The organism is Paenibacillus sp. FSL L8-0644 (assembly GCF_038008165.1).
GTDB classification, from domain to species: domain Bacteria; phylum Bacillota; class Bacilli; order Paenibacillales; family Paenibacillaceae; genus Paenibacillus; species Paenibacillus polymyxa_D.
In genome coordinates, this window is record NZ_JBBOYN010000001.1 from 4636797 (window position 1) to 4657384 (window position 20588).

Consider the following 20588-nt stretch of genomic DNA (forward strand, 5'->3'; position numbering starts at 1 on the left):
TTAGGGTCATAAATCATTAACTCTGTGTAAGAAATGTTCATGAAACGTGGATTCCATCGTCAGTTGCCGTTCCTGAAGCTCGGTGACAGCCTGCCGTCGTCCGTCTTCGAACGCCTTTAGGTCTCCTGCGGTATAGCTCTTCTGTCGTAAACGAAGAAGCTCACTGGCTAGCACATCGGCATCCTTCAAAGCTGCGTTCAAGCCAAAAGCTCCGGTAGGTGTCATGGTATGCGCCGCATCTCCAATAAGGACCAGTCCGTTCTGCGTCCAGGTGTCACTACGACTGCTGAAAATATCCAACGGTACGAAGTCCTTCCATGAACGAATATGATCATGCACACTATGCTTCAAATCTGGAAAAGCCTCTGTAAACCGTTGTATAAATGGTTCAAAGGATTGCTTAAACAGGGTTAGAAAGCTACCCTCCTCCACATTCCAGCCAATTTGAATATAGCCCTCAGCCTGCGAGAATAAAGCCAATTGTCCTCCGTTGACCCATGCCAGACGAGTGACGGGCTCCCACCCAGCAGGTGCCGTAATTTTCGCCCATAGCAGATCATAGCCGTGTCGAATGTTCGTCACAGGCATCTGCGCCAGCTTGCGCACAGTCGAATAGCGACCATCTGCCCCTACAATCAACGAACTGTGAATCGTGATCTCATGACCGTTCTTATCGCGGGCGGTCAAGCCCGTGTACCCCTGCTCGCTGTTACCTTCTCACGCAGTCACAGTTGTACCCGCCAGGTAACGGAAGGACTCGTAGGTTGACGCCTGTTTGAGCAAAGCCTCCAAAAATCGAGGCTGTGGAATATGAACCCCCACATTACCATCTACTGATACTGGCTTGACCGTCTTCACTTGCCGCTGATGCCCCCAATATTCGATCCTTGTGGAGGCGAGAACATAGTTCTCATGAATTTGTTCGAGCAGCTTATGCCTTTGGATCACTTCCTGACCCTCATCATTTAAGATTTCACCGCGAAAGGCCTTTCCCGCTATGCTCTGCCGCTCAATCAATATCGTGGATACACCCTGCGCCGCCAGTAGACAGGACAACAAAGTCCCTGCGGGTCCCCCTCCAACTACGCACACTTCACATTCCAGCTTCATCCGACTTCCCCCTACACCCAAACCATAACCTCAACGATTAGTTCGTACCTGTTCATTTAATTACATCATTAATAATATCAAAAATAACATCAAATTAAGTTTAAATTTTAAGTATTCATATCTTAAGCTCCGTCTCAAAGCTAACAAGTTACTTTATGTAACAAAGTATATTTATATCATATCATTTCGTCAAGTAATAAATTTATGTAAAGTAAAATCATTTACTTTTAACAGTGAATCGTTAATAATAAACATGAGGTGATCACATGAACATTCCGCAGATGTGTCCACGGTTTGAAAAGGCTATGGAACTACTGAGTAAGCGTTGGACGGTATTGATCGTATTTCAACTAACGAATGGTCCGCAACGTTTCGTCGCTATTGAGAATTCAATTCCTAATTTAAGTGGAAAGGTCCTTTCGGACCGTTTGAAAGAGCTGGAGGAAGAAGGAATCATACAACGTATGGTTTATCCTGAGAAGCCCGTACGGATTGAATACTCTCTTACGGATAAAGGACGCGATTTAGCTCCTTTGTTTGACCATATCGGTACTTGGGCTACACGCTGGATTGAGGTTCTACCAGCACTTGAACAGCAATGATTCTTATTGAAGCAGCTTCACGTCTACCGCTATTGTTCCTAGACTAATATGATAAAAACACAGACTGCTAACATGCCAAAGAACGCCTTTGCTCTAAGTACAATTGTACTCATAGTGCAAGGCGTTCTATTTTTCATATGAAGGAACTTTAAACGTTTCCCTCACCGCTGCGTTGCATTTCCTCACGTATGGATTGCACCCGTTTTTTCCCCCAGTCATACATCATCTCCACAATGGGTAAAATCGTCATCCCCAGCTCGGTCATCGAATACTCCACCTTTGGAGGTACCTCGGGATACACTTCCCGGTGCACAATACCGTCCTCCATCAACTCCCGCAACTGATTGGTCAGCACTTTATGCGACAGCTTCGGAAACAGCCTTTGCAGGTCACTGAAACGATGCGCTCCTTCCACACCCAGATGCCATAAAATGACGACCTTCCATTTTCCGCTTAACACTGACAAGGTTAGTTCCTTTTCGCAGTTATAGTCTCCGTTAACGATCTTCTCCCGTATTTCTTCTCTTAGCGTATCAGACATATATAATTAACTCCTTCTAAATCATCATGGTCTTGCACTCTAATAGTAACCTGCAGGTAACCTCCGTACTTGAAAGTGCATTCTTCACAGCCTGACGAAGCCATCCTACAATAGTAGATAACGTTACACATTCAAGGAGGAATAAAGTATGAGTAAAAAAGCTCTTTTTATTATACCCCCAGAGCGCTTTAATGAGGATGAATTGTTTAAACCGAAGGAAGCGCTGGAGCAAGCAGGCGTTACCGTGACCCTAGCTAGTACAAAAACAGGCGAAATCACGGGTGACTACAACGGTAAAGCGACAGCTGATCTTGTTTTTACAAACGCTGTGCTGGCTGATTATGATGTAGTATCTGTGATCGGCGGATCAGGTACGAATGACCATCTGTGGAATAACGCGGATCTCCAAACTCTGCTAAAACAAACTCATGAGCAAAAGACTTTATTGGCTGGCATCTGCGCAGGCTCTGTAGCCGTGGCTCAAACCGGACTACTCTCTGGTAGAACGGCTACATGCTATCCAGTGGATATACAAAAGGATCAGCTTCAAGTGCATCAAGCCGAATATCTCGCTCAGCATGTCGTTGCGCATAGCGACATTATTACAGCCGATGGCCCAGATGGTGCACAGGAATTCGGCGCAGCCCTCGTTCAAGCTCTGCAATAAGCACATTCTCGAAGTTCCAGATGACACTTTAAACAGCACTCCAACAAGCCGCATCACGTCCTTTCTATTGTATGGGACCTGATGTGGCTTTTTTGTGTCATTTTCATGCTTAAGTGATTAATTTAATTGTATGGTCCTGGATTTTCGTGTTAACTTTAAACAATCGACGTTTAGCATAGGAGGCTTATATGCCGTGTTTATGAAAGGCAAAATACATTTACATCAGGTAACGTCCGAATCGTTGCGACTGGGCGCCTTACTATCATTAGTAGGGGGCTTTTTGGACACATATACCTTTGTTGGAAGAGGCGGTGTTTTCGCCAACGCACAGACAGGCAATATCGTGCTGCTGGCTGTCAAAGTCATTCAGGGGCACTGGATTCAGGCGTTATCCTATATCCCGCCCCTGATCGCCTTTTCACTGGGGGTTTTTGTTGCTGAAGGGATTAAACGAAAATCAACCCACCGTTTAACTCCGGACTGGACCCGCGCAATTCTTTTACTGGAAATTGCGATTTTTTTCATCGTGGGATTGATTCCGCAAGGAGTTCCCAATACGGTAGTGGTGGTGATCGTCTCGTTCGTCGCTTCCGTGCAAATGACTTCCTTCCGCAAGCTCATTGATGTGCCGTACACCTCCACGGTCAGCACCGGTAACCTCCGATCAGCTATCGAGGCTGTGTATGTCGCCGTAACGACCAAGGACACGAACGCTGCCATTCGAGCGATGCGTTATGGTGTCATCCTGGCAGCCTTCTTGGTAGGAGCCTTGCTGGGGGGATTTCTAACTTTGACAATTGGGGATAAAGCCGTTTGGGGCGCTGTTGTTGCACTTATTTTTTCTTTTATTTTATTTACAGAAAAGGAAAAGTGGAAGCTTCCCCTACGCCACTAATCCTCCATTACATCAGCCCTGAACGAACTGGCGCTGGGCCGTTTCAAAGAAATTCAAAAGGTCTTCACGGGACGGGAATGCAGCCTGAGCTGATTGGTTGCTACCGCCCCCCTTACCGTGAAATGCCCCCAGATTCTCTTTCAAAAATGCTCCGCAGCTAACAGACTGGGTGCCGTTATGTGCCAGTATGATTTTGTTATCTGCTGTTGTGGCAAATAGAACAAGCAAATCATGCTCAGCTGTCAGCTTGGTAGCCAATTGCTGCATGTCCTGCAGGGATTTTTGTTCGAATACATGAGCAAGAACATGCCCCTGCACAGCAGATAGCAACTCTTTCGCCTGGTACGAAGCATTTTCCTCTTGTAGGAGCTCCACTTGCGCCTTAAGCTGTTTATGCTCCTGCTCCCACTTTTCGAATCGGGTCAAAATATCTTTTCGCCCGGTATTGAACTTCATAGATAACACGTCCAATATCTGAACACTATCGTTAAAATCCTGGAGTGCGCGAGCGCCACATTTGAAATGGATTCTTGCCATCCCCTTCTGCTTCTCCCATTTTAAGCATTTAATGATCCCAATTTCCCCGGTCTGAGCTACATGTGTGCCACCGCAAGCATTATATTCAATGCCCTCGATCTCGACAATCCGAATATTTTCTGTCACTTTGGGCGTTTTCACAAGCGGAATGTCCTTCAATTGCTCACGGGTTACAAAATAACTTTTTATGCTGCGATTACTATAGATTTGCTGATTTACTTCCTGCTCGATTGCCGATAGCTGCGCAGGCGTTATATCCGAACAGTTCACATCAATCGTGTCATATTCTTGTCCCAGATGAAAGCTTTCCGTACGGGCACCCAACAACTCTAGACAAACCGCTGACAGCAAGTGCTGCCCGCTATGCTGCTGCATATGATCAAATCTGCGTTCCCAATCCAATCGGCAGGCTACTTTCCGATCCTCCGGCAAACGCTCTACCTGATGACAAATGTCCCCATCTTCGAGGACAACATCTAATACCCGAACGCCCTGAATGGTTCCTGTATCACAAGGCTGGCCTCCGCCATGCGGATAGAAGGCCGTTTCCTCCAGCATAACCAAATATTTTCCGTCTCTTTCCATGCTTCGTGTAATATGAGTGTCCCACTCCGTAAGATGCGGAGCAGTGTAGTATAATTTTGTCGTCATTCCAGATTCCTCACTTTTGGGTTCTTTGTCTCGTGCGATATTCACTTATTATCAAGCAATTCATTGTAAATATCAATGCAGGGAAAAGCTTGAACCATGGCACGAACAACCTCCATTTGGTGAGAAATGTGCATGACGATTAACAAAGTTTAGCTTGAAATTCATTTTTGAATAGATTAAGATTAGTCGGCTAACTAATTTATTGATTGGAACATACTGTAAGAAGAAAGGAGAACCTTATGGATTTTGATTTACGGGACTTGCCCACTCGTGAGGCGCTACAAGAATTTTCTATGCGTATCCCCGAGATTGATGTAAGAGCAACAGAAGCTATGCTATTTTTTATGCGGGTATCTTCCAGCGTCTTTAAAGTCAGCTTTGAGGGCTTTGAGAAGTTCGGTATATCTCATGGGAAATTTTCAATATTAATTCTTCTGTACCGCAACATCCATACAGGATTGCTGGCTACAGAGCTTGCGGAGAAAGTAGGGGTTAGCAAGCCTACTGTTACCGGTCTGCTTGACCGCCTGGAACGCGATGGGCTTATTATTCGATCTGTTCATCCTTCCGACCGCCGTATGAGCATTGTTAAACTGACCGAACAAGGAACAGAAATGATGGAAAGACTGCTGCCTATACATTTTACAAGCACTTCCACACTGATGAGCCACCTGTCCACCGATGAAAAGGAATTGCTCCTGACGTTACTGCAAAAAATAGAAAGTGGCATCCCTCAAGCAAAAGAGATATATAAAGCAGCAAAACCAGAATAAGTTTCAATTTTGCGTTTTAGTTAGCCAACTAACTTTTAAATTATTAAATAAAAGAATAAATAAAATGTACATATCAGGATATTTATTCGAGTCTATGTTTAACCCATTTTATGAATCTAAGGAGCGTATTACCCATGAATCGCACACAAGCCACTAGCCTCATCATCCCTCTCATTTCTATCGCCTGTCTGATCGGCGGGGGTTTCCTGCTCCAGACCAACGGACAAGATCAAGTCAATGCTTCGCGATCCGTTAAAGGCACAACACTAAATGCGGATAGCATTCATGTATCTTTTGAACAAGTAGGAGGCAAAGTCCTGAACATCCCGGTAACAGAAGAAACGAAGGTGAAAAAAGGAACTGTCCTTATGACTTTGGATTCCACAGATGTGGATCTGCAAATTGAGCAGCTGCGGACACAAATTGCCCAGTTCAATACGCAAATCAGCCAACAACAACAATCCATCAATTTAGGCTATACACGGGCAGCAACTCAGGAAAAACAGGCACAGCTAGATATCGCGCAAGCTCAAGTGACTGAGAGTAAAAGTCAGGCAGCATTGCAGCGGGCACAAGCGGCTGAGCGTCAAGCCACTGCTGCGGAACAACAGGTCAATAACGGGGTTCGGGATGAAGATGTTCAGCAGCAACGAATTGCTGTAGCCTCAGCAACCAAAAACGTTCAGACTGCGCAGACCAACTATAAGCGTAATAAAGCACTCTATGATGCAGGAAGTGCATCCAAAGCAGCGTTGGATGATGCCGAATCCTCTTTGACTTTAGCGACAAATCAGTTGAGTCAGCAAAAAGAGGCTCTACAAAAGCTACTTCATGGTGCCACTTCTGAAGAACGTATGCAGGCCAGTGAACAGACGACACAAGCAGCCGTTTCGGTAAAACAAGCCGAGGAAGAAATTCGCGGTGCCCAATTGTCCGTCGATCGTTCCAAGACCCAGCTGGAAACCATTCAGCAGAGTCGTCAACAGTTGGCAGATCAGAAGCTGGCTATTGACCTTTTAAAGCAACAAAAAGACACACAGGAAGTTCAGCTTAAAACGTTGCTGCTCAAAAAAGAACGCCTGGTGTTAAAAGCACCACAGGATGGCAAGGTGACTTCGATTAGTACCAAAGTCGGCGAAAATGTGGCGCAAGGTGCTCCTGTGATTACCCTGGAAACCAACGATTTATATTACGATCTCTATGTGAATGAAGAACAAGCGGGGAAATTCAAGGCCAATCAAGAAATTAAAACTCATATCTCTGGTCTCAATAAGGACTTGAAAGGTACGGTACGCTATGTAACTGCTGCACCACAATTCGCTAATGTGAAGATGTCCCGTGAAAAAGGAGAAGCAGATACCGCTACATTCCAGGTACGTGTATATGTAACAAGAGAAGCAGCTTTGCTACCAGGCATGACAGTTGAGGTGAATACAAATGAAATCTCTTCGTGATGAATGGTTGTATCTGGTTCACTCCAAGTATCCGATTATAGCTATTATCTTCCCATTGATTGCCGTACTGGGGTATTCACTGTTGCTCCCAAGCAGCCAAATTAACGACGCTAACGTGGTAGTGGTGGATCAAGATAACACAGCTTACAGCCGTGAGTTCATTCAGAAAATAGATGCTTCCCCGTATATGAACGTAGCTGAGATTGTTTCGTATACGGACAACCCTGAACAGTATTTTTATCATGAGCAATATTTGGCTGTTATTTCATTGCCGCATGGTTTAGAGGACAATCACAATCGTTCCCTCTCCAGCCGCGTGGGTCTCATTCTCGATAATACCAATGTACAATCTATTACTTCGATTCGTACAGCTATGCAGGAAATTAGCGTTTCCGAGAATATGGAACTGTCTGTTCCAGCTATGTTGAAAACCGGGATGAACGCAGAACAGGCTCAAGGGGCCCTCAATGGTATCGCCTTGGAAGTGCGTTCCATGTTTAATCCAACGAATGACTATCAGAATACGACGATACTTGCATTCACTTGTATGTTCTCTTTTATGATACTGAATATAAATAGCTTACCTCTGGTCGCCAGACTCCGGGTTTCCAAGAGGCTGGCTGCTGAGCTGCAAAATCCGTTCAACATCCTGCTGCGTATGCTTCCTTATACGCTGTTTTCGACGGCTGGCTTAATCTTCTCTCTAGGGATGCTTAAAGTGTTTGGGGGAGGCCGTTTCGAGGCCAATCCAATTCTCTTTATAATTCCAGTTGTCCTGTATGTATTCGGTACCGTTTGTATCAATGTCCTGGTTGCATGGGGCGCTGCACATCCGGGAATAGCCATTGGCAGAATGGTGATGATACTCATGCCTGCTTTTGTTCTATCAGGGGCTGTTCTTTCCAGATCACTGTTTCCACCTTTAGCGATTCAAATCGGTGATTTCTTCCCCTTTGTATGGATGTATAAATTCCTGCGCACTATGGGTCTGCGTGGTGCACCTTTGCAGGAGATGCTTCCCGAACTCGGTTCTCTGTTACTATATGTGGGTGTACTCTCCTTGCTGGTGATCGCCAGAGCCCTATGGGAGAAACAGAAGCTGGCCAAGCAGACTGCGGGCACTGCTTCTGAAAAGGGATTACCACATCCCGTTGTTCCAGCAAGCACAACTGGCAGCGGGTTATCTATGCAAGGGGTACCATCAGCACCTATGCACGAGCCTATAAAAGGATAGAGTCTCGTCTACAAAATAAAAAAGGGTTAAGTGCCGTCTAACGATCCTTAACCCTTTTTCAATAATCAGGATTTTGTAAAATCCTCAATAATATTAAATTATCATTGTTATCAGAATAAAATTCACTTATATGCCCGACCTAATTGATAAGCGTGCTCCAGTAAACCTTCAATGTATTCTTTCGATTCGGATAAAGTATCATAGAAGAACTCCACCTTGGACTCTCTTACTCTTGCGTAACCAGCAATGGCTTTATTCAAATAATTAGTAACCAAATCGTGATATTCATACTTGATCAGATGTTCTTTCGTCCCCCCCGCCAAGCATATCCACAGAACCTGCTTTGACGTGAACTCCTGAAGTAAACCTATGTTCCACACTTTATCCAGGTACCCTTTTAGCATGGACGGGACACTATACCACCATAATGGAAACACAAAGACCAGAGCATCCGCAGCCACTATTCTATCCATCTCTTTCCGTGTTTCAGGAGCATATTGTTTATGGGTCGTATTCCAATCCAACTCATCTGCAGCGCTGTACACCGGATTGTATCCATCCCGATCCAAGTCCAAAATATCTACCTCGTGCTTATTCTCTTTCAATCCCTCTACAAAACGATTCATGACCGCAAGGGTTAGTGAATCTTCTCTAGGATGCGTGACGACCAATAAAACTTTCATGTATCCGTAACCTTCTTTCTCCTCATAATTGGTGAACCCTGTCTACAGATGATATTATGGATGTTATACATTAAAGCGTGAAGTACGCACTTCAATGTACTGTAGGTACTTTAAGGTTCCTTAGTGCTTTTTGTACTACAGATCGGAGAGGGGGAAAAGTCTATGGAAGACAAAGCCAAAACCTATATGCTCGGGATCGAGGCAACTTTGGAGGTCATCAGTGGAAAGTGGAAAGGCATTATCCTACACCATTTAACCAGCGGCAGAAAACGTACATACGAACTTCGTCAACTCATTCCGAAAATCACCCAAAAAGTGCTCACCCAACAGCTTAGAGAGCTTGAAAAGGATGGAATCATCCACCGCATCATTTATAACCAAGTTCCCCCCAAAGTGGAATATGAGCTTAGTGAATATGGATGGGATTTTAAAGATCTGCTTGATCGTTTTTGCTTATGGGGAGAAGATCATTTGGATAGGATCTATGGAGATAAAACAAAGGTGTTGGAAGAGTATTCTGTGAAGGAGAAAAACGCCAAACAAGCACCACCCCTTTAAGGAGGCGTGCTTGCTGTAATACTATACCTAAGCTGTGTACCTTGTTTATTCACCAGTCTCCGAAAATTTCCGAATACGAGCCCCTACTTCATTCATCGCTTGCACCGCTTTAGGGTTAAGGCCGTGTGCTTCAATACCCGCACTGTATACATTCCAACGGTCTCCCAAGTATTTTTTGGCCCAGCCTTCTGCCATTTGACTGCGGCAAGAGTTACCAGTGCATAAAAAGTAAATTGTCTTTTTTTCCATCATTACCGTCTCCTTCAATGTTCCATTATGAAATGATTAACCATAGATATAAGCCCAGTAGGGTCATAAAAAGTGTAGGAATGGTTAAGACAATGCCTGTCTTAAAATAAGTCCCCCAAGAAATTTTTACGTTTTTCGAACGGAGCACATGCAGCCACAACAACGTGGCTAATGAACCGATCGGAGTTATTTTCGGTCCCAGATCAGAACCAATGACGTTAGCATAAATCAACGCCTCTTTGACCATACCGGTTGCATGGGTAGCATCAATGGCAAGCGCATTAATCATGACCGTAGGCATGTTATTCATGACCGACGAGATAATCGCCGCAATAAAACCCATGCCCATGGTGGCCACAAACATACCTTGATCGGCAGCCGCTTGAATCACATGGGCCAGCAGATCCGTCAAACCGGCATTACGTAGACCATACACCACAACATACATTCCGATGGAGAAAAATACGATAGCCCATGGAGCACCCTTGATGACTTCTTTCATCGGCACTGCAGGGCTTCTACGCGCCATCAATAAGAAAAAGATAGCAATAATACCAGCCACCACCGAAACGGGAATATTAAAAAATTCGCATGCAAAGTAGCCAACGAACAAAACCGCGAGAACGATCCAGGACATACGGAACATCTTTGGATCTTTAATCGCTTCCGCAGGCCTGATTAATTGTGTCGCATCAAACGTTTTCGGAATTCTTTTACGGAAAAAAAGATACAGTACTCCTATACTGGCTGCTAAAGAAAATAAATTAGGTACAATCATGCGACTCGCATATTCCATAAAGGTGATCCCAAAGAAATCGGCTGACACAATGTTGACCAAGTTGCTGACCACAAGCGGAAGCGACGTCGTGTCTGAAATAAAACCGCTCGCTATAATAAAAGGAAAAATCATTTTCTCATCCAATTTAAGTGCCCGAACCATCGCCAGTACAATCGGTGTCAGTATTAAGGCCGCACCGTCATTCGCAAAAAAAGCAGCAACAACGGCGCCAAGAATGGTCACATAAACAAACATCCGGGTTCCGCTTCCTCGCGCAGCTCGTGCCATGTGAAGCGCCGCCCATTCGAAGAAGCCGATTTTATCAAGCACCAACGAAATCAGAATAATGGCTACAAAAGCCAGTGTCGCATTCCAGACAATATGAGTAACTTCCCAAACATCATGCAAATCGACGACACCCACCAGCAAGGCGAGTATGGCACCGCCACAGGCAGACCATCCGATGGACAGATTTTTAGGCTGCCAGATCACCAATACTAAAGTGGCTAAAAATATAATGCATGCCAACAAAATCAATGTTCTAAACCTCCAATATATTACCTTATAAACATATACTTATATAATAGCACCGTTATCCCTCAAGGAGATACACGGAACAGTCTTTAGGATGAACAAGCTGAGGAATTCGGTTCACAAAATGTGATCGGCTCCTCTTTATTCAGCCATTTTAAAATTTGCTTGGAGTCTGGCATACGCTCAAGAACAGCTTGAATATGCGGCTTATCGTCTACATTTAGGGAATAGTATACCCACTGACTTCGTCGTTCTTCTTTTACAATCCCTTGCGACTTTAGTTTTCTCAAATGTTGGCTAATTGCTGGCTGCGACATATCAAAGATATCTACAAATTCGCAAACACACCATTCTCTTTCTCTTAGCAGGGAAAGCATGGCCAACCGGGTTTTATCCCCCAGTAGCTTTAAATGATCGGCTACATAACCAAGTTGCTCCAATGTGTGACCTCCTTCCGCTTATATAACTACATGCTTATATGCTAATGGAGTTCAATCTTAATATCAAGAACCGAATAATACTTATTCGTTTACCAATTGCAGAATCCAGTCTTTTATATCAACGATTCGCAGTGTTTTGGGGCGTGTATTCGTTCCGGAAATAATTAATGGGACAAGGGAATCCTTTTCATGCAGCGATCCATGAGCACCTCCACCGATGTGGGTGGGAGAACTTTCACCGACGAGTTCATATCCGGGTTGGACCGTGACGACAACATATCTTCCTTCATGTGAATTCATTGCCCCGTGTAACCTCGCCAAAACGTCTGGATATTTTCCATACTTGATCCGGTTGTTATTCACCTTAATATCCACAAGGTCCTCTTCGCCCGACAAGGTCCACGATTGTCCATATTCATCAATGAATTTTCCACCGGGATGATAAGAAAATAGCTTACCCGTTTTCCCCTTTGTAACATGAATATTGTTTTTACCATCTTTCATAGCGATAATGTCGAGCTTGTCCTCATTTTGTAAAAACTTCACCACGTCAGACAACTCCACGTTATCGTTAATCGCATAGATATACGCCATTCGTTCATTAGCGGCAATCACGATTTGGTCTTCAGTTCTTACGGGTTGATTTAATTTTGCAATGCGGTAATGATTCAAAAGAGGCCTTATATCAACCGTTGCTGCCTGTCGATCATCATAAACCGCACTTTGTCCACTGTCACCCATGACAATCCATATCGCATTGTTTACAGCCTGTTCCCAAGAACCATATGCGTTCAACACAGTTTGCAGTGCTTGATCTGCTTTTTCGATTCCCTTCAGTTGAGTCGGGCCCTTTCTATGCGCCAAATTATCATTCTCAGGAAAGTATGTGATGGTTACGTCTGGAAGTTTCTTCTGGCTGATTAGAAAAGCGGCATCTTTTGCGGAAAATTCATCGTTCATCCCAAATTTTTTCCACAAAGGAGTATTCCAGTTATTTTTCGGATTCAATTGTGCCAGAGCTGCATAAGATAACCATTTAGGCCCTGTTACTATCATTTTTTCTGGCACCCTGTTGCTATTCGCTATGAAGTCAGGCACTTTTAAGGCATGTTTCGTTTTCCCTCTAAAGACAATAGCATTGATGGACGCGGATTCTTTTCCTTTGTCAGCCAATTCCTCATGTATGGTTTTCGTTTTTTTGTTCAAATGGACTTGGTTTAATTGGTAAATTGCGTCTAAGAATACTTGTAGTTGGTCTATCTTTAAGGCTTCTTTGGCACCATTGCCGTAGAGAATCATGCGTTTCTTTTGGTTGCTGTACCAAACGAGTCCGGGCACATGATGTTGGTCTGCATACGTTCCCGTTAATAATGTACTGTCGATTGTCACAGACATCGTGGGAAATGAACTCACTACATGCGGAAAATATTGCCCTTGATTTAAGAGATATTGCATTGCGGGTGCACGGCCTTCTTGAATTGCATCTTGCAAAGGCTTATCCATTAAAGAATCAATCAAGATCACAATGACAGGTTTTTTGCCCATTTGATTTACTGTGATAGGTGGCTTCACACTTTGTTGTTTTAGCTGTTGACTGGAGTCCGCTCTACACCCCAAAACCAACAACAATAAACCTAGCACTAGTGCTATGGTAACTTTATTTTTCATGCCCATGTATGTGTCCCTTTCTTAGAAAAACTTGATCCTCTTATTTTTTTCTTGTACTAAAAAAATTATTCCTGCATTGGATCATCGGGACAAAGGTATCTCATACAAGCAATTAAAGTTACACCTCCATGAATTTTTTGGATCTAATAGGCCAAATTTAAGATCAAACCATTCAGGGAGGGAACATAACCATGACGACTACAAACATAAACGAATACTCCATGCATTATATGGATTCCGGTGAAGGAATGGCCATCCTATTCATTCACCCTCCAGTACTCACAAGCTTAAATTTCACATACCAAATCCAAGGACTCTCGCCCCATTTTCGAACTATAGCTTTTGATATCAGAGGACACGGTAAAAGTCAGCCTTCCGAGCAAACGGTTACTTACCCTCTCATTGTCAAGGATATTAAACATTTGATGGACCGGATGAGCCTTGATAAAGTATTTCTGTGTGGATATTCTACCGGAGGCTCGATAGTACTTGAATTCCTCTTGACTTATCCAGATCGGGCATGGGGAGGCATTGTTATCAGTGGAATGTCAGAAGTAAACGAAGGGCGACTAAGAAACAAAATTTCTTTGGGCATTGCTCTTTCCAAAATCGGTGCAGTCGGTACACTTGCCCTTTCTATTGCTTGGTCACAAACGAAACAGCTATCTTTGTTACGTAAGTTATTCAGCGATGCGAAGCAGGGAAATCCCAGGAATGTCGAGCAATATTATCGATACAGCTTGAAGTACAACTGCACCTCACGGCTCGGGGAAATCCAGCTTCCCGTCCTGCTTGTTTATGGTGAAGAGGATAAGCACTTTCATCCCTATGCCAAAATATTGCATCAACAATTACCGAAGAGTGAGCTTGTTTTCATTGAAAAAGTCGATCACCGCCTTCCTACGAAGGCCGCCGGATCATTGAATGAACTGATTAAGCAGTTCGTAGATCGCTTCAGTCTTTAAGGCAAATTCTACAGGAGAATTCCGCATACACATCTACACCCCACTCCTGATACTGTATCTTTGCCTGTATATGACCTTGCATATGACCTGCTCAAATAAGTGAAAAATAATATATAATATTTTACACTATGTAAATATACAAATTATGCTAAAGTCATATGTAGTTTAGATGGGATAGGTATGTATTATTCTGCTTCTAAATCTGAAGGGGTGTAAAAATGAAATGCTAAAGCGTATTCAAAATCTTTTTGTTATACCTAACTACCCATTGTTCATGATCTGCATGTTATTGCAAGGCATGGCTATATCCATCAGCGCACCTTTTTTAGCTGTATATTTTACAAGTACACTTGGCGTATCTGTAGGAACCTTTGGTGTGTTTACAGCGGTGACTTTGATTTGTGGCATATGGATAAGCTCTCTGATTGCTAAACGTTCTGATACCGGCTTAGACCGTAAACAAATTTTGGTAATTTGCACGTTATTTAATGCCGTAGCCTTTGCAGGATATCTTGTAATCCAAAATTTTTATGTGCTTTTTGTTTATATGACGATCTTTACGGCCATTGGTGCTCCTGGGATGCCGCAGTTATTTGCCAGTGCACGTGAAGCAGTAAATCGCAGTAAATCTGCGGATCACGCCTTTGCGAATTCAACGCTTCGGTCTATGTTTTCTCTTGGCTTTATTACCGGGCCGCTTTTTGGTTCCTTTTTGATTGCACATACGGGCTTTAAGGGTATCTTTATGGGAACGACCTCTATTTTTGTTCTCATTGCTGTGCTTCTATTCTTTTTTATCAAGCAGCCTCCCGCTCAACTTAAACATAACAATCAACTTTCACTTCATCACATTACATTACATAAAAATATTGAGATTCTGATTCCCTTTTCCGTTCTTACTCTGCTCTATACGTCTCACTGGATGAATAATTTGAATATTTCCTTGTTCATCATTCACAATTTACAAGGCGACACGAGTGACGTTGCTCTAGTATCCAGTATTTGCGCAATTGTAGAAATACCCTTGATGCTCATGCTAGGCGTACTAGCAGCTAAATACTCCAACCGTTTGCTTATATTTTTAGGAGCATTAACAGGAGTTGTCTATTATCTCCTTGTCCTTATGTCTACGGAGATGTGGCAGCTATTCGTGGGGCAGCTTCTTCTAGCCTTCTTTGTTGCAGTGATTTCTGCCATTGGCATTAGTTACATGCAGGATTTGTTGCCCTCTCTTCCAGGGTACGCATCGACGCTATATTCCAATGCGACAACCATCGGAAGACTGGTGGGGAGCTTGATGGGCGGATTAACCGCTCAATGGATTGGTTACCGAAACAGCTATTGGGTATGTTTGGCCCTGATCATCTGCTCCCTTGGTCTTCTGGCGATTTCAAAGAAACTAGAGTTTGAAAAATCTGCTACTTTAAAAGAAAGGAATCACAGTATATAGACTGCCGCTTATTTTTCTATGGTAGAGAAATGGCTCATGATTGTATCTGCCGCATGACTGTACCCACCAGCCTGGCGTAATGATTCGCCGATCACATGAGCCTGTTCTTTATAGGTTGGATGACTCAATACCTCTAATAAGGCAGCTCTCAAACTAGCGGGTGTAAGCTCATTTTTATCCACAACAACACCCGCTCCCAGTTCCTGCACCCGACTAGCTACGATGGGCTGATCCGATGTTAAAGGAATCATGACCTGCGGCACATTGTAATACAGTGCTTCACTTGTACTGTTCATCCCCGCATGTGTAACAAAAGCGTCCACATGCTGGAGCATTTCCAATTGCGGAATATAAGGTTTGATTATAAAATTGTCAGGGATACACGGGGCCAGTGGCTCCATATCTGTATAATTGCCTGAAGACAGCACAAACTGCACAGGCAAATCGCGAAATGCTGCAAAACAAAGCTTATAAAATTCCAAGTCTTTATTCAAAATAGTGCCCATAGAAATGTAAACCACCTGTGGATGCAGAACACGAAGTTGTTCGAACGGGAAAGAAGGAGCATCTTTACGCGGTACAATAGAAGGACCTGTAAAAATAAAACTGTGATCCAGTTTTTCGGCTTGCGGTTGAAAATAGCGGCTTGTATAAACGATTCTTAAGTCCCCGCCATGAGGAGCAATCTCTTCTATAGCCGGAGTGTCAACCTGAAGCTCATTAGCTAGTTGATGCGTTATTTGCATCGTAGCCGTGTATAACTTCTTTACCTCCGGATCATTGTCATTCATGCCTTGCCCCGATCCCAATGGCTCTACGAAAGCAAAAGAAGCGATAGAGCATACAGCAGGAATTCCTAGCTTCTCTGCAATAATCGTGCCTCCCCAGCCCATCAATGAATCATAGATTAAATAATCATAGGTTCTGTTTTCGATCACTCTCAAAACCTCTGGAATAATCGGAAGAATCATACCTTTTACCATCATGTATACAAATTGATAATGATGTTTGTATTCTGCTGGCTTTAAATCAGAGTCTTTGGAAAAAGCATCATCCACAAAAGGGTAGGTGATCATCTGCGCTCCTGTCTGTTGAATTCTCGTACGATATTCTTCCGTACACACATAGTCAACATCCTCCCCACTGTCTACCAACCTTTTCACTAATCCTAGTGTCGGATTAACATGGCCTTCAGCAGGCGTGATCACTACTAACACACGTGCCATACGTTACACCTCCAAAATCAAAAATAAATTACAATTTGAAATAAATACACTTTAAACATAGCAAACATTTACCATATAAACAAGTATTTTCAATACCTAAAAATTAAATATGTATCCTCCACTCAAACGATAGAAATAAGCGAGGCTGAACGCTAGAAGCGCTTGCCCCGCTTAACCACTGAACATCAAATTTAAAGACGCCAATCCCAATGATCTGGTCCACTCAGAACAGCTTCAACGGTGTACTGGCTTGCTTCATCGGCAGTAAGCTGTTTGGCCCAAGGTACACGTTCGCTACTTCCTGCACCTGGTCCAAAGTTATCAAACTCTCCAAATCTTGCGGTCTGCTCATTGGATTCCTTGCCCCAATTATTCCAGCCGCCCGGCTTGATATGGTCATCCATATAGGTCTTCAAAAAAGTAACATGAGCGTGAGGGCGCCATGGCCGTCCGAGATCCACCTTGCCTGTTAAGCCATTTTCTGTTGTCAGACGACATTGAATAAATACAAAGCCCGGCTTGTTCTCTTCTGTTGAAGCTGCTGTCACATATCCGGCACGCAGGCTGTGTATGATCGAATTATCAAACACAGCGGGTGCATTGCCAAATATAAAATCTACACTGCCACTGATGTAGCTGTCCTTGAAATACTGTCTGCCACGGTTCACAAGCAACGTATCCTGTAGGCCGGTAATTTTGACATTGTGATACTTACCACGATCGCCTTCAGCATATAACGCTACAGCCTGCACCTGCCCGGTTCCTTCTGTATTGGCAACCGTGACATTCTCCAACACAAAATCAGGACTTTGCACACGCATGGTATAGCTGTTGCTTGTTCCTAATTCTTTTCCATCCACCACGGTTTTGGCCGTATCATCAAAAGCAATGATCGTTTTATCCCGATCTTCTCCGATAATACTCAGGTTTTTCTTCGAGGAATTCACCTTTATTTTCTCACGATACGTACCGTTTTTGAGATGGATAACTGTCCTTGTATTGCTGTCGTCAGGGACTGCGTCAATAGCTGCCTGGAGAGATGTAAAGTCAGCAGGACCATAGGTCGCTACCACCACACTAGTAGGACGAGTTCCTCCTGAGTCTGTCAGGTTGCGGATGGTGACATGGCTGAATTCCGACGTATTGTAATTCCATACATCGTTTTGTGGTTTGGATGCATCAGTAGCCAACCCGAACAATAGCGGTTGATGATCCGGCACATCTATAACCGTTTCACCAACCTTCTCCCAGTTCGTCACACCATCTGCGGACACCCAGCCGGTAACCTTTGGTCCTTGTCGTACCAGACGAACCGAATATGGCGTTGTAATAAACGTCTCCATTGACGCACGTTTCGTCTTACCCTCCGTTTGATCACGACTGATAAGAATACCCTGTTTGCCATATTTAACAAATGCTAAAGACATAAAAGCCATTTTTGATCCAGGCTTCAGCGATTCACGAATCATTACACCCGCTTCGGCATTATCATCCACTGGGGTAATATGTTCCACACGGGCTGTAATTTCAGTGTCACCTTCCCATTTTTGATAAGCATAATGGAAAATATCTGCCTTACCGTCAACGTCTCCCGCTGACTTCAGTCTTATACTGCTGCCGCTTGCATCTTCTTTTAAGACCTGAGTATGCCCTTTTATATAACCACTGTGGCCCTCAGAGCCAACCTCCTCGCTGAGCCAGCTTCCTGTTGGTGCAGTCGTGTTAACGTGGATGGTGATAGGATTGGAAAATACGGCAGTCCCTTTGTGATCTGTTACCCGTGCAACAATGTAATGGGTCCCGTCCGTCACATGGTTCCAATTCATTTGATAAGGCGCAGTCTCTACTTTTCCAGCGAGTTTGCCGTCAATGATAAATTCAACATGAGCAATACCATCTTTGTCCTTGGCTGTTGCTGTTATGGTCGCATCCCGGCCTGCTTCCAAAATATCGTTATGCTTTAGTGAACGTCCGTTTGCATCCGACACCTGAACGACAGCCTCTGGATTATTCACCTCATTTCCATTCGACAGCTTCTCAATAAGATCATTTAAATAGACCTCCAGATTCGTATAACCCTTGGCAAAATGAGCATACGCCCCTGTGCCGGCAAGCCCCTGACCGTTACGATCATCTGCATTATTGGGGTCCAGCCCATGGGCACGTTCCCATTCATCCGGCATTCCATCATGGTCACTGTCAGAAAGCTCCGTCGTCGTTACGTTAGAATCGTCATAAATCCACCCTGCTTCACGCGGAGAGTTAATAAATGCACCCGTTCCATTCTTCACATCATTCATAATTCGGGCGTCCACCGCATCTCTTCTTGGCAGCGTGGCTCCTGAGCCGGCAAGCACCTCCGTATATGCGGTTTGTGCATCTGTCGCTTGATATGGACCGTACGCATCGGGTGAGATTCCGTTGTCGTATTCCCCTCTGACTTCAATCGGCTCCGCCAAACGGGTGGACGGATCAATAATGGACCCAATGGATGTGCCAAGCTGCCAGTTGTCTTTCGTAACCGAGTCATTGCCGTACATATAGTTACCACCAATAAAGATGCGTGTTTTATATTTTTTACTACCCACGTCTACAAAAATTTGACCGCGAACGCCCTCATATGTGTTAAGGCCATACTTATAATAGTTATTTAGCACATTATACGATCCTTCACCACCGCCGTATGAGGAGAAAAATCCCCAGTTATAAATGACATTATTGGTCATTTCCACAGCGTCGATTTGTTTTTTATCGGTTGGAAAACGCGGATTACGGCTTGCATTGTGAGCCAACAAGTTATGATGATAGGTGGAATTTCGTCCACCCCATATGCCGCCATAGCCGTGGCGACCTTTCTGGTGCGTAGTCATTAGCATACTTTCGGACGCAATGGACCATTGTACCGTTGTATTGACGTTGTCATACAGGCTCAGTACCTCATCCACCGACCAGCTAAAGGAACAGTGATCAATCATTATATTTTTATGGTATCTGGCTCCTAACGCGTCATCCTCACTGGGGTAACGGTCGGTCAATCGGAAACGCAGGTAACGGAGAATGACGTTATCTGCATCAATCCCTGTTGTGTAATCGCTTACAGTTATACCGTCGCCAGGAGCTGTCTGACCCGCAACCGTCAGGTTGTTTCCCAAGATTTTAAGTGGCTCCTTGAGATGAATCGTTCCACCCACCCGGAATACGACCGTCCGATTATCGGAGCTGACCGCTGCGCGAAGAGATCCGGGTATGATCTGCTCCCCTTTGCCGTAGTCTGCCAGCGTGGTAACCTCATACACTTCACCTCCGCGTCCACCGGTAACATATTTACCGCCACCCTCAGCCCCCGGAAACGCCGGAATATCCGTCGCCACTTTTGCCATCTTTGCGTTCTCTGTTCCTATCGCAGTTTCCGCTTGGATCAGCGGCGGGCACAAGGACAACAACAATGAACCCACAACCATATTACATAGCACCTTTTTCCATGTACGCTGCTTGCTCATATTCTGTTTCCTCCCTAAGATTTTCTTCCACATCAGCGCATATTTTTATAAAAACACGATCCGAGACGTTCAG

Annotated in this window: 17 protein-coding genes and 2 pseudogenes; 9 read left to right on the top strand and 10 right to left on the bottom strand. The window is 44.2% G+C overall.

Features of this window, described 5'->3' with window-relative positions; genetic code table 11:
- Positions 1 to 6: 6 nt before the first annotated feature.
- Positions 7 to 1110, bottom strand: a pseudogene (locus NSS94_RS21170) (FAD-dependent monooxygenase).
- Positions 1111 to 1376: 266 nt separating this feature from the next.
- Here NSS94_RS21170 and NSS94_RS21175 point away from each other — a divergent pair.
- Positions 1377 to 1712, top strand: a complete 336-nt coding sequence (locus NSS94_RS21175) for a winged helix-turn-helix transcriptional regulator (RefSeq protein ID WP_013312049.1) — start codon at positions 1377 to 1379, stop codon at positions 1710 to 1712.
- Positions 1713 to 1860: 148 nt separating this feature from the next.
- Here the strand turns inward: NSS94_RS21175 and NSS94_RS21180 are convergent, their stop codons facing one another.
- Positions 1861 to 2253: a winged helix-turn-helix transcriptional regulator gene (locus NSS94_RS21180; RefSeq protein WP_013312050.1), complete on the bottom strand. Its 393-nt coding sequence runs from the start codon at positions 2251 to 2253 to the stop codon at positions 1861 to 1863.
- A gap of 148 nt (positions 2254 to 2401) precedes the next feature.
- Here NSS94_RS21180 and NSS94_RS21185 point away from each other — a divergent pair, with 148 nt between their 5' ends.
- Both NSS94_RS21185 and NSS94_RS21190 read left to right on the top strand, forming a co-directional pair.
- A complete protein-coding gene (locus NSS94_RS21185) occupies positions 2402 to 2920 on the top strand; it encodes a DJ-1/PfpI family protein (protein ID WP_069011589.1) in 519 nt (172 codons plus the stop codon).
- 193 nt (positions 2921 to 3113) lie between these two features.
- Positions 3114 to 3815 carry a YoaK family protein gene (locus NSS94_RS21190; protein WP_029519333.1) on the top strand — a complete coding sequence of 234 codons (702 nt, stop codon included), beginning with the start codon at positions 3114 to 3116 and terminating at the stop codon, positions 3813 to 3815.
- A gap of 12 nt (positions 3816 to 3827) precedes the next feature.
- Here the strand turns inward: NSS94_RS21190 and NSS94_RS21195 are convergent, their stop codons facing one another.
- Positions 3828 to 5003 (bottom strand): alanyl-tRNA editing protein, encoded by a 1176-nt coding sequence (locus NSS94_RS21195; RefSeq protein WP_341040045.1) that lies wholly within the window; start codon positions 5001 to 5003, stop codon positions 3828 to 3830.
- Positions 5004 to 5242: 239 nt separating this feature from the next.
- Here NSS94_RS21195 and NSS94_RS21200 point away from each other — a divergent pair, with 239 nt between their 5' ends.
- The 3 genes from NSS94_RS21200 to NSS94_RS21210 all read left to right on the top strand — a co-directional run bounded on the left by NSS94_RS21200 (position 5243) and on the right by NSS94_RS21210 (position 8464).
- Complete coding sequence (locus NSS94_RS21200; protein WP_029519335.1) at positions 5243 to 5776, top strand: MarR family winged helix-turn-helix transcriptional regulator; 534 nt, start codon at positions 5243 to 5245, stop codon at positions 5774 to 5776.
- 134 nt (positions 5777 to 5910) lie between these two features.
- A complete protein-coding gene (locus NSS94_RS21205; protein ID WP_209949883.1) occupies positions 5911 to 7230 on the top strand; it encodes an HlyD family secretion protein in 1320 nt (439 codons plus the stop codon).
- The gene (locus NSS94_RS21210) at positions 7214 to 8464 is read left to right on the top strand and encodes an ABC transporter permease (RefSeq protein WP_341040048.1); all 1251 of its coding nucleotides are present in this window, start codon (positions 7214 to 7216) and stop codon (positions 8462 to 8464) included. Before NSS94_RS21205 ends, NSS94_RS21210 begins: the two co-directional genes overlap by 17 nt.
- A gap of 122 nt (positions 8465 to 8586) precedes the next feature.
- Here the strand turns inward: NSS94_RS21210 and NSS94_RS21215 are convergent, their stop codons facing one another.
- Positions 8587 to 9147: an NAD(P)H oxidoreductase gene (locus NSS94_RS21215; RefSeq protein ID WP_341040049.1), complete on the bottom strand. Its 561-nt coding sequence runs from the start codon at positions 9145 to 9147 to the stop codon at positions 8587 to 8589.
- Positions 9148 to 9309: 162 nt separating this feature from the next.
- On the opposite strand from NSS94_RS21215, the gene NSS94_RS21220 reads away from it, so the two are divergent.
- Positions 9310 to 9705: a winged helix-turn-helix transcriptional regulator gene (locus tag NSS94_RS21220; RefSeq protein ID WP_013373192.1), complete on the top strand. Its 396-nt coding sequence runs from the start codon at positions 9310 to 9312 to the stop codon at positions 9703 to 9705.
- Between the two features lie 72 nt (positions 9706 to 9777).
- Here the strand turns inward: NSS94_RS21220 and NSS94_RS21225 are convergent.
- The 4 genes and pseudogenes from NSS94_RS21225 to NSS94_RS21240 all read right to left on the bottom strand — a co-directional run.
- A pseudogene (locus tag NSS94_RS21225) lies at positions 9778 to 9954 on the bottom strand (arsenate reductase/protein-tyrosine-phosphatase family protein); the annotation flags it as partial.
- A gap of 25 nt (positions 9955 to 9979) precedes the next feature.
- Entirely contained in the window at positions 9980 to 11269 is a 1290-nt protein-coding gene (locus tag NSS94_RS21230) for an arsenic transporter (protein ID WP_318628111.1), read from the bottom strand.
- A gap of 86 nt (positions 11270 to 11355) precedes the next feature.
- On the bottom strand, positions 11356 to 11706 hold the full coding sequence (locus NSS94_RS21235) for an ArsR/SmtB family transcription factor (RefSeq protein WP_341040053.1): 351 nt from the start codon (positions 11704 to 11706) through the stop codon (positions 11356 to 11358).
- An 81-nt stretch (positions 11707 to 11787) separates the two neighbouring features.
- Entirely contained in the window at positions 11788 to 13380 is a 1593-nt protein-coding gene (locus tag NSS94_RS21240; protein WP_341040054.1) for an alkaline phosphatase family protein, read from the bottom strand.
- 185 nt (positions 13381 to 13565) lie between these two features.
- Between NSS94_RS21240 and NSS94_RS21245 the strand changes: the two genes are divergently transcribed.
- Both NSS94_RS21245 and NSS94_RS21250 read left to right on the top strand, forming a co-directional pair.
- A complete protein-coding gene (locus NSS94_RS21245; RefSeq protein WP_029519343.1) occupies positions 13566 to 14339 on the top strand; it encodes an alpha/beta fold hydrolase in 774 nt (257 codons plus the stop codon).
- Between the two features lie 223 nt (positions 14340 to 14562).
- Positions 14563 to 15789 carry a sugar efflux transporter gene (locus NSS94_RS21250; protein ID WP_341040056.1) on the top strand — a complete coding sequence of 409 codons (1227 nt, stop codon included), beginning with the start codon at positions 14563 to 14565 and terminating at the stop codon, positions 15787 to 15789.
- Between the two features lie 8 nt (positions 15790 to 15797).
- Here NSS94_RS21250 and NSS94_RS21255 read toward each other — a convergent pair whose 3' ends face one another.
- Positions 15798 to 17015, bottom strand: coding sequence for a macrolide family glycosyltransferase (locus NSS94_RS21255; RefSeq protein WP_340956944.1), 1218 nt, complete (start codon positions 17013 to 17015; stop codon positions 15798 to 15800).
- Positions 17016 to 17206: 191 nt separating this feature from the next.
- Complete coding sequence (locus tag NSS94_RS21260) at positions 17207 to 20515, bottom strand: pectinesterase family protein (protein ID WP_341040059.1); 3309 nt, start codon at positions 20513 to 20515, stop codon at positions 17207 to 17209.
- Positions 20516 to 20588 lie beyond the last annotated feature (73 nt).

What these genes read in the sequence shown, in the direction of transcription:
- NSS94_RS21175 (WP_013312049.1), top strand. Translation starts at nt 1,377, where the DNA reads ATGAACATTCCGCAGATGTGTCCACGGTTTGAAAAGGCTATGGAACTA.
- NSS94_RS21180 (WP_013312050.1), bottom strand. Translation starts at nt 2,253, where the DNA reads ATGTCTGATACGCTAAGAGAAGAAATACGGGAGAAGATCGTTAACGGA.
- NSS94_RS21185 (WP_069011589.1), top strand. Translation starts at nt 2,402, where the DNA reads ATGAGTAAAAAAGCTCTTTTTATTATACCCCCAGAGCGCTTTAATGAG.
- NSS94_RS21195 (WP_341040045.1), bottom strand. Translation starts at nt 5,003, where the DNA reads ATGACGACAAAATTATACTACACTGCTCCGCATCTTACGGAGTGGGAC.
- NSS94_RS21200 (WP_029519335.1), top strand. Translation starts at nt 5,243, where the DNA reads ATGGATTTTGATTTACGGGACTTGCCCACTCGTGAGGCGCTACAAGAA.
- NSS94_RS21205 (WP_209949883.1), top strand. Translation starts at nt 5,911, where the DNA reads ATGAATCGCACACAAGCCACTAGCCTCATCATCCCTCTCATTTCTATC.
- NSS94_RS21210 (WP_341040048.1), top strand. Translation starts at nt 7,214, where the DNA reads ATGAAATCTCTTCGTGATGAATGGTTGTATCTGGTTCACTCCAAGTAT.
- NSS94_RS21215 (WP_341040049.1), bottom strand. Translation starts at nt 9,147, where the DNA reads ATGAAAGTTTTATTGGTCGTCACGCATCCTAGAGAAGATTCACTAACC.
- NSS94_RS21220 (WP_013373192.1), top strand. Translation starts at nt 9,310, where the DNA reads ATGGAAGACAAAGCCAAAACCTATATGCTCGGGATCGAGGCAACTTTG.
- NSS94_RS21240 (WP_341040054.1), bottom strand. Translation starts at nt 13,380, where the DNA reads ATGGGCATGAAAAATAAAGTTACCATAGCACTAGTGCTAGGTTTATTG.
- NSS94_RS21245 (WP_029519343.1), top strand. Translation starts at nt 13,566, where the DNA reads ATGACGACTACAAACATAAACGAATACTCCATGCATTATATGGATTCC.
- NSS94_RS21250 (WP_341040056.1), top strand. Translation starts at nt 14,563, where the DNA reads ATGCTAAAGCGTATTCAAAATCTTTTTGTTATACCTAACTACCCATTG.
- NSS94_RS21255 (WP_340956944.1), bottom strand. Translation starts at nt 17,015, where the DNA reads ATGGCACGTGTGTTAGTAGTGATCACGCCTGCTGAAGGCCATGTTAAT.
- NSS94_RS21260 (WP_341040059.1), bottom strand. Translation starts at nt 20,515, where the DNA reads ATGAGCAAGCAGCGTACATGGAAAAAGGTGCTATGTAATATGGTTGTG.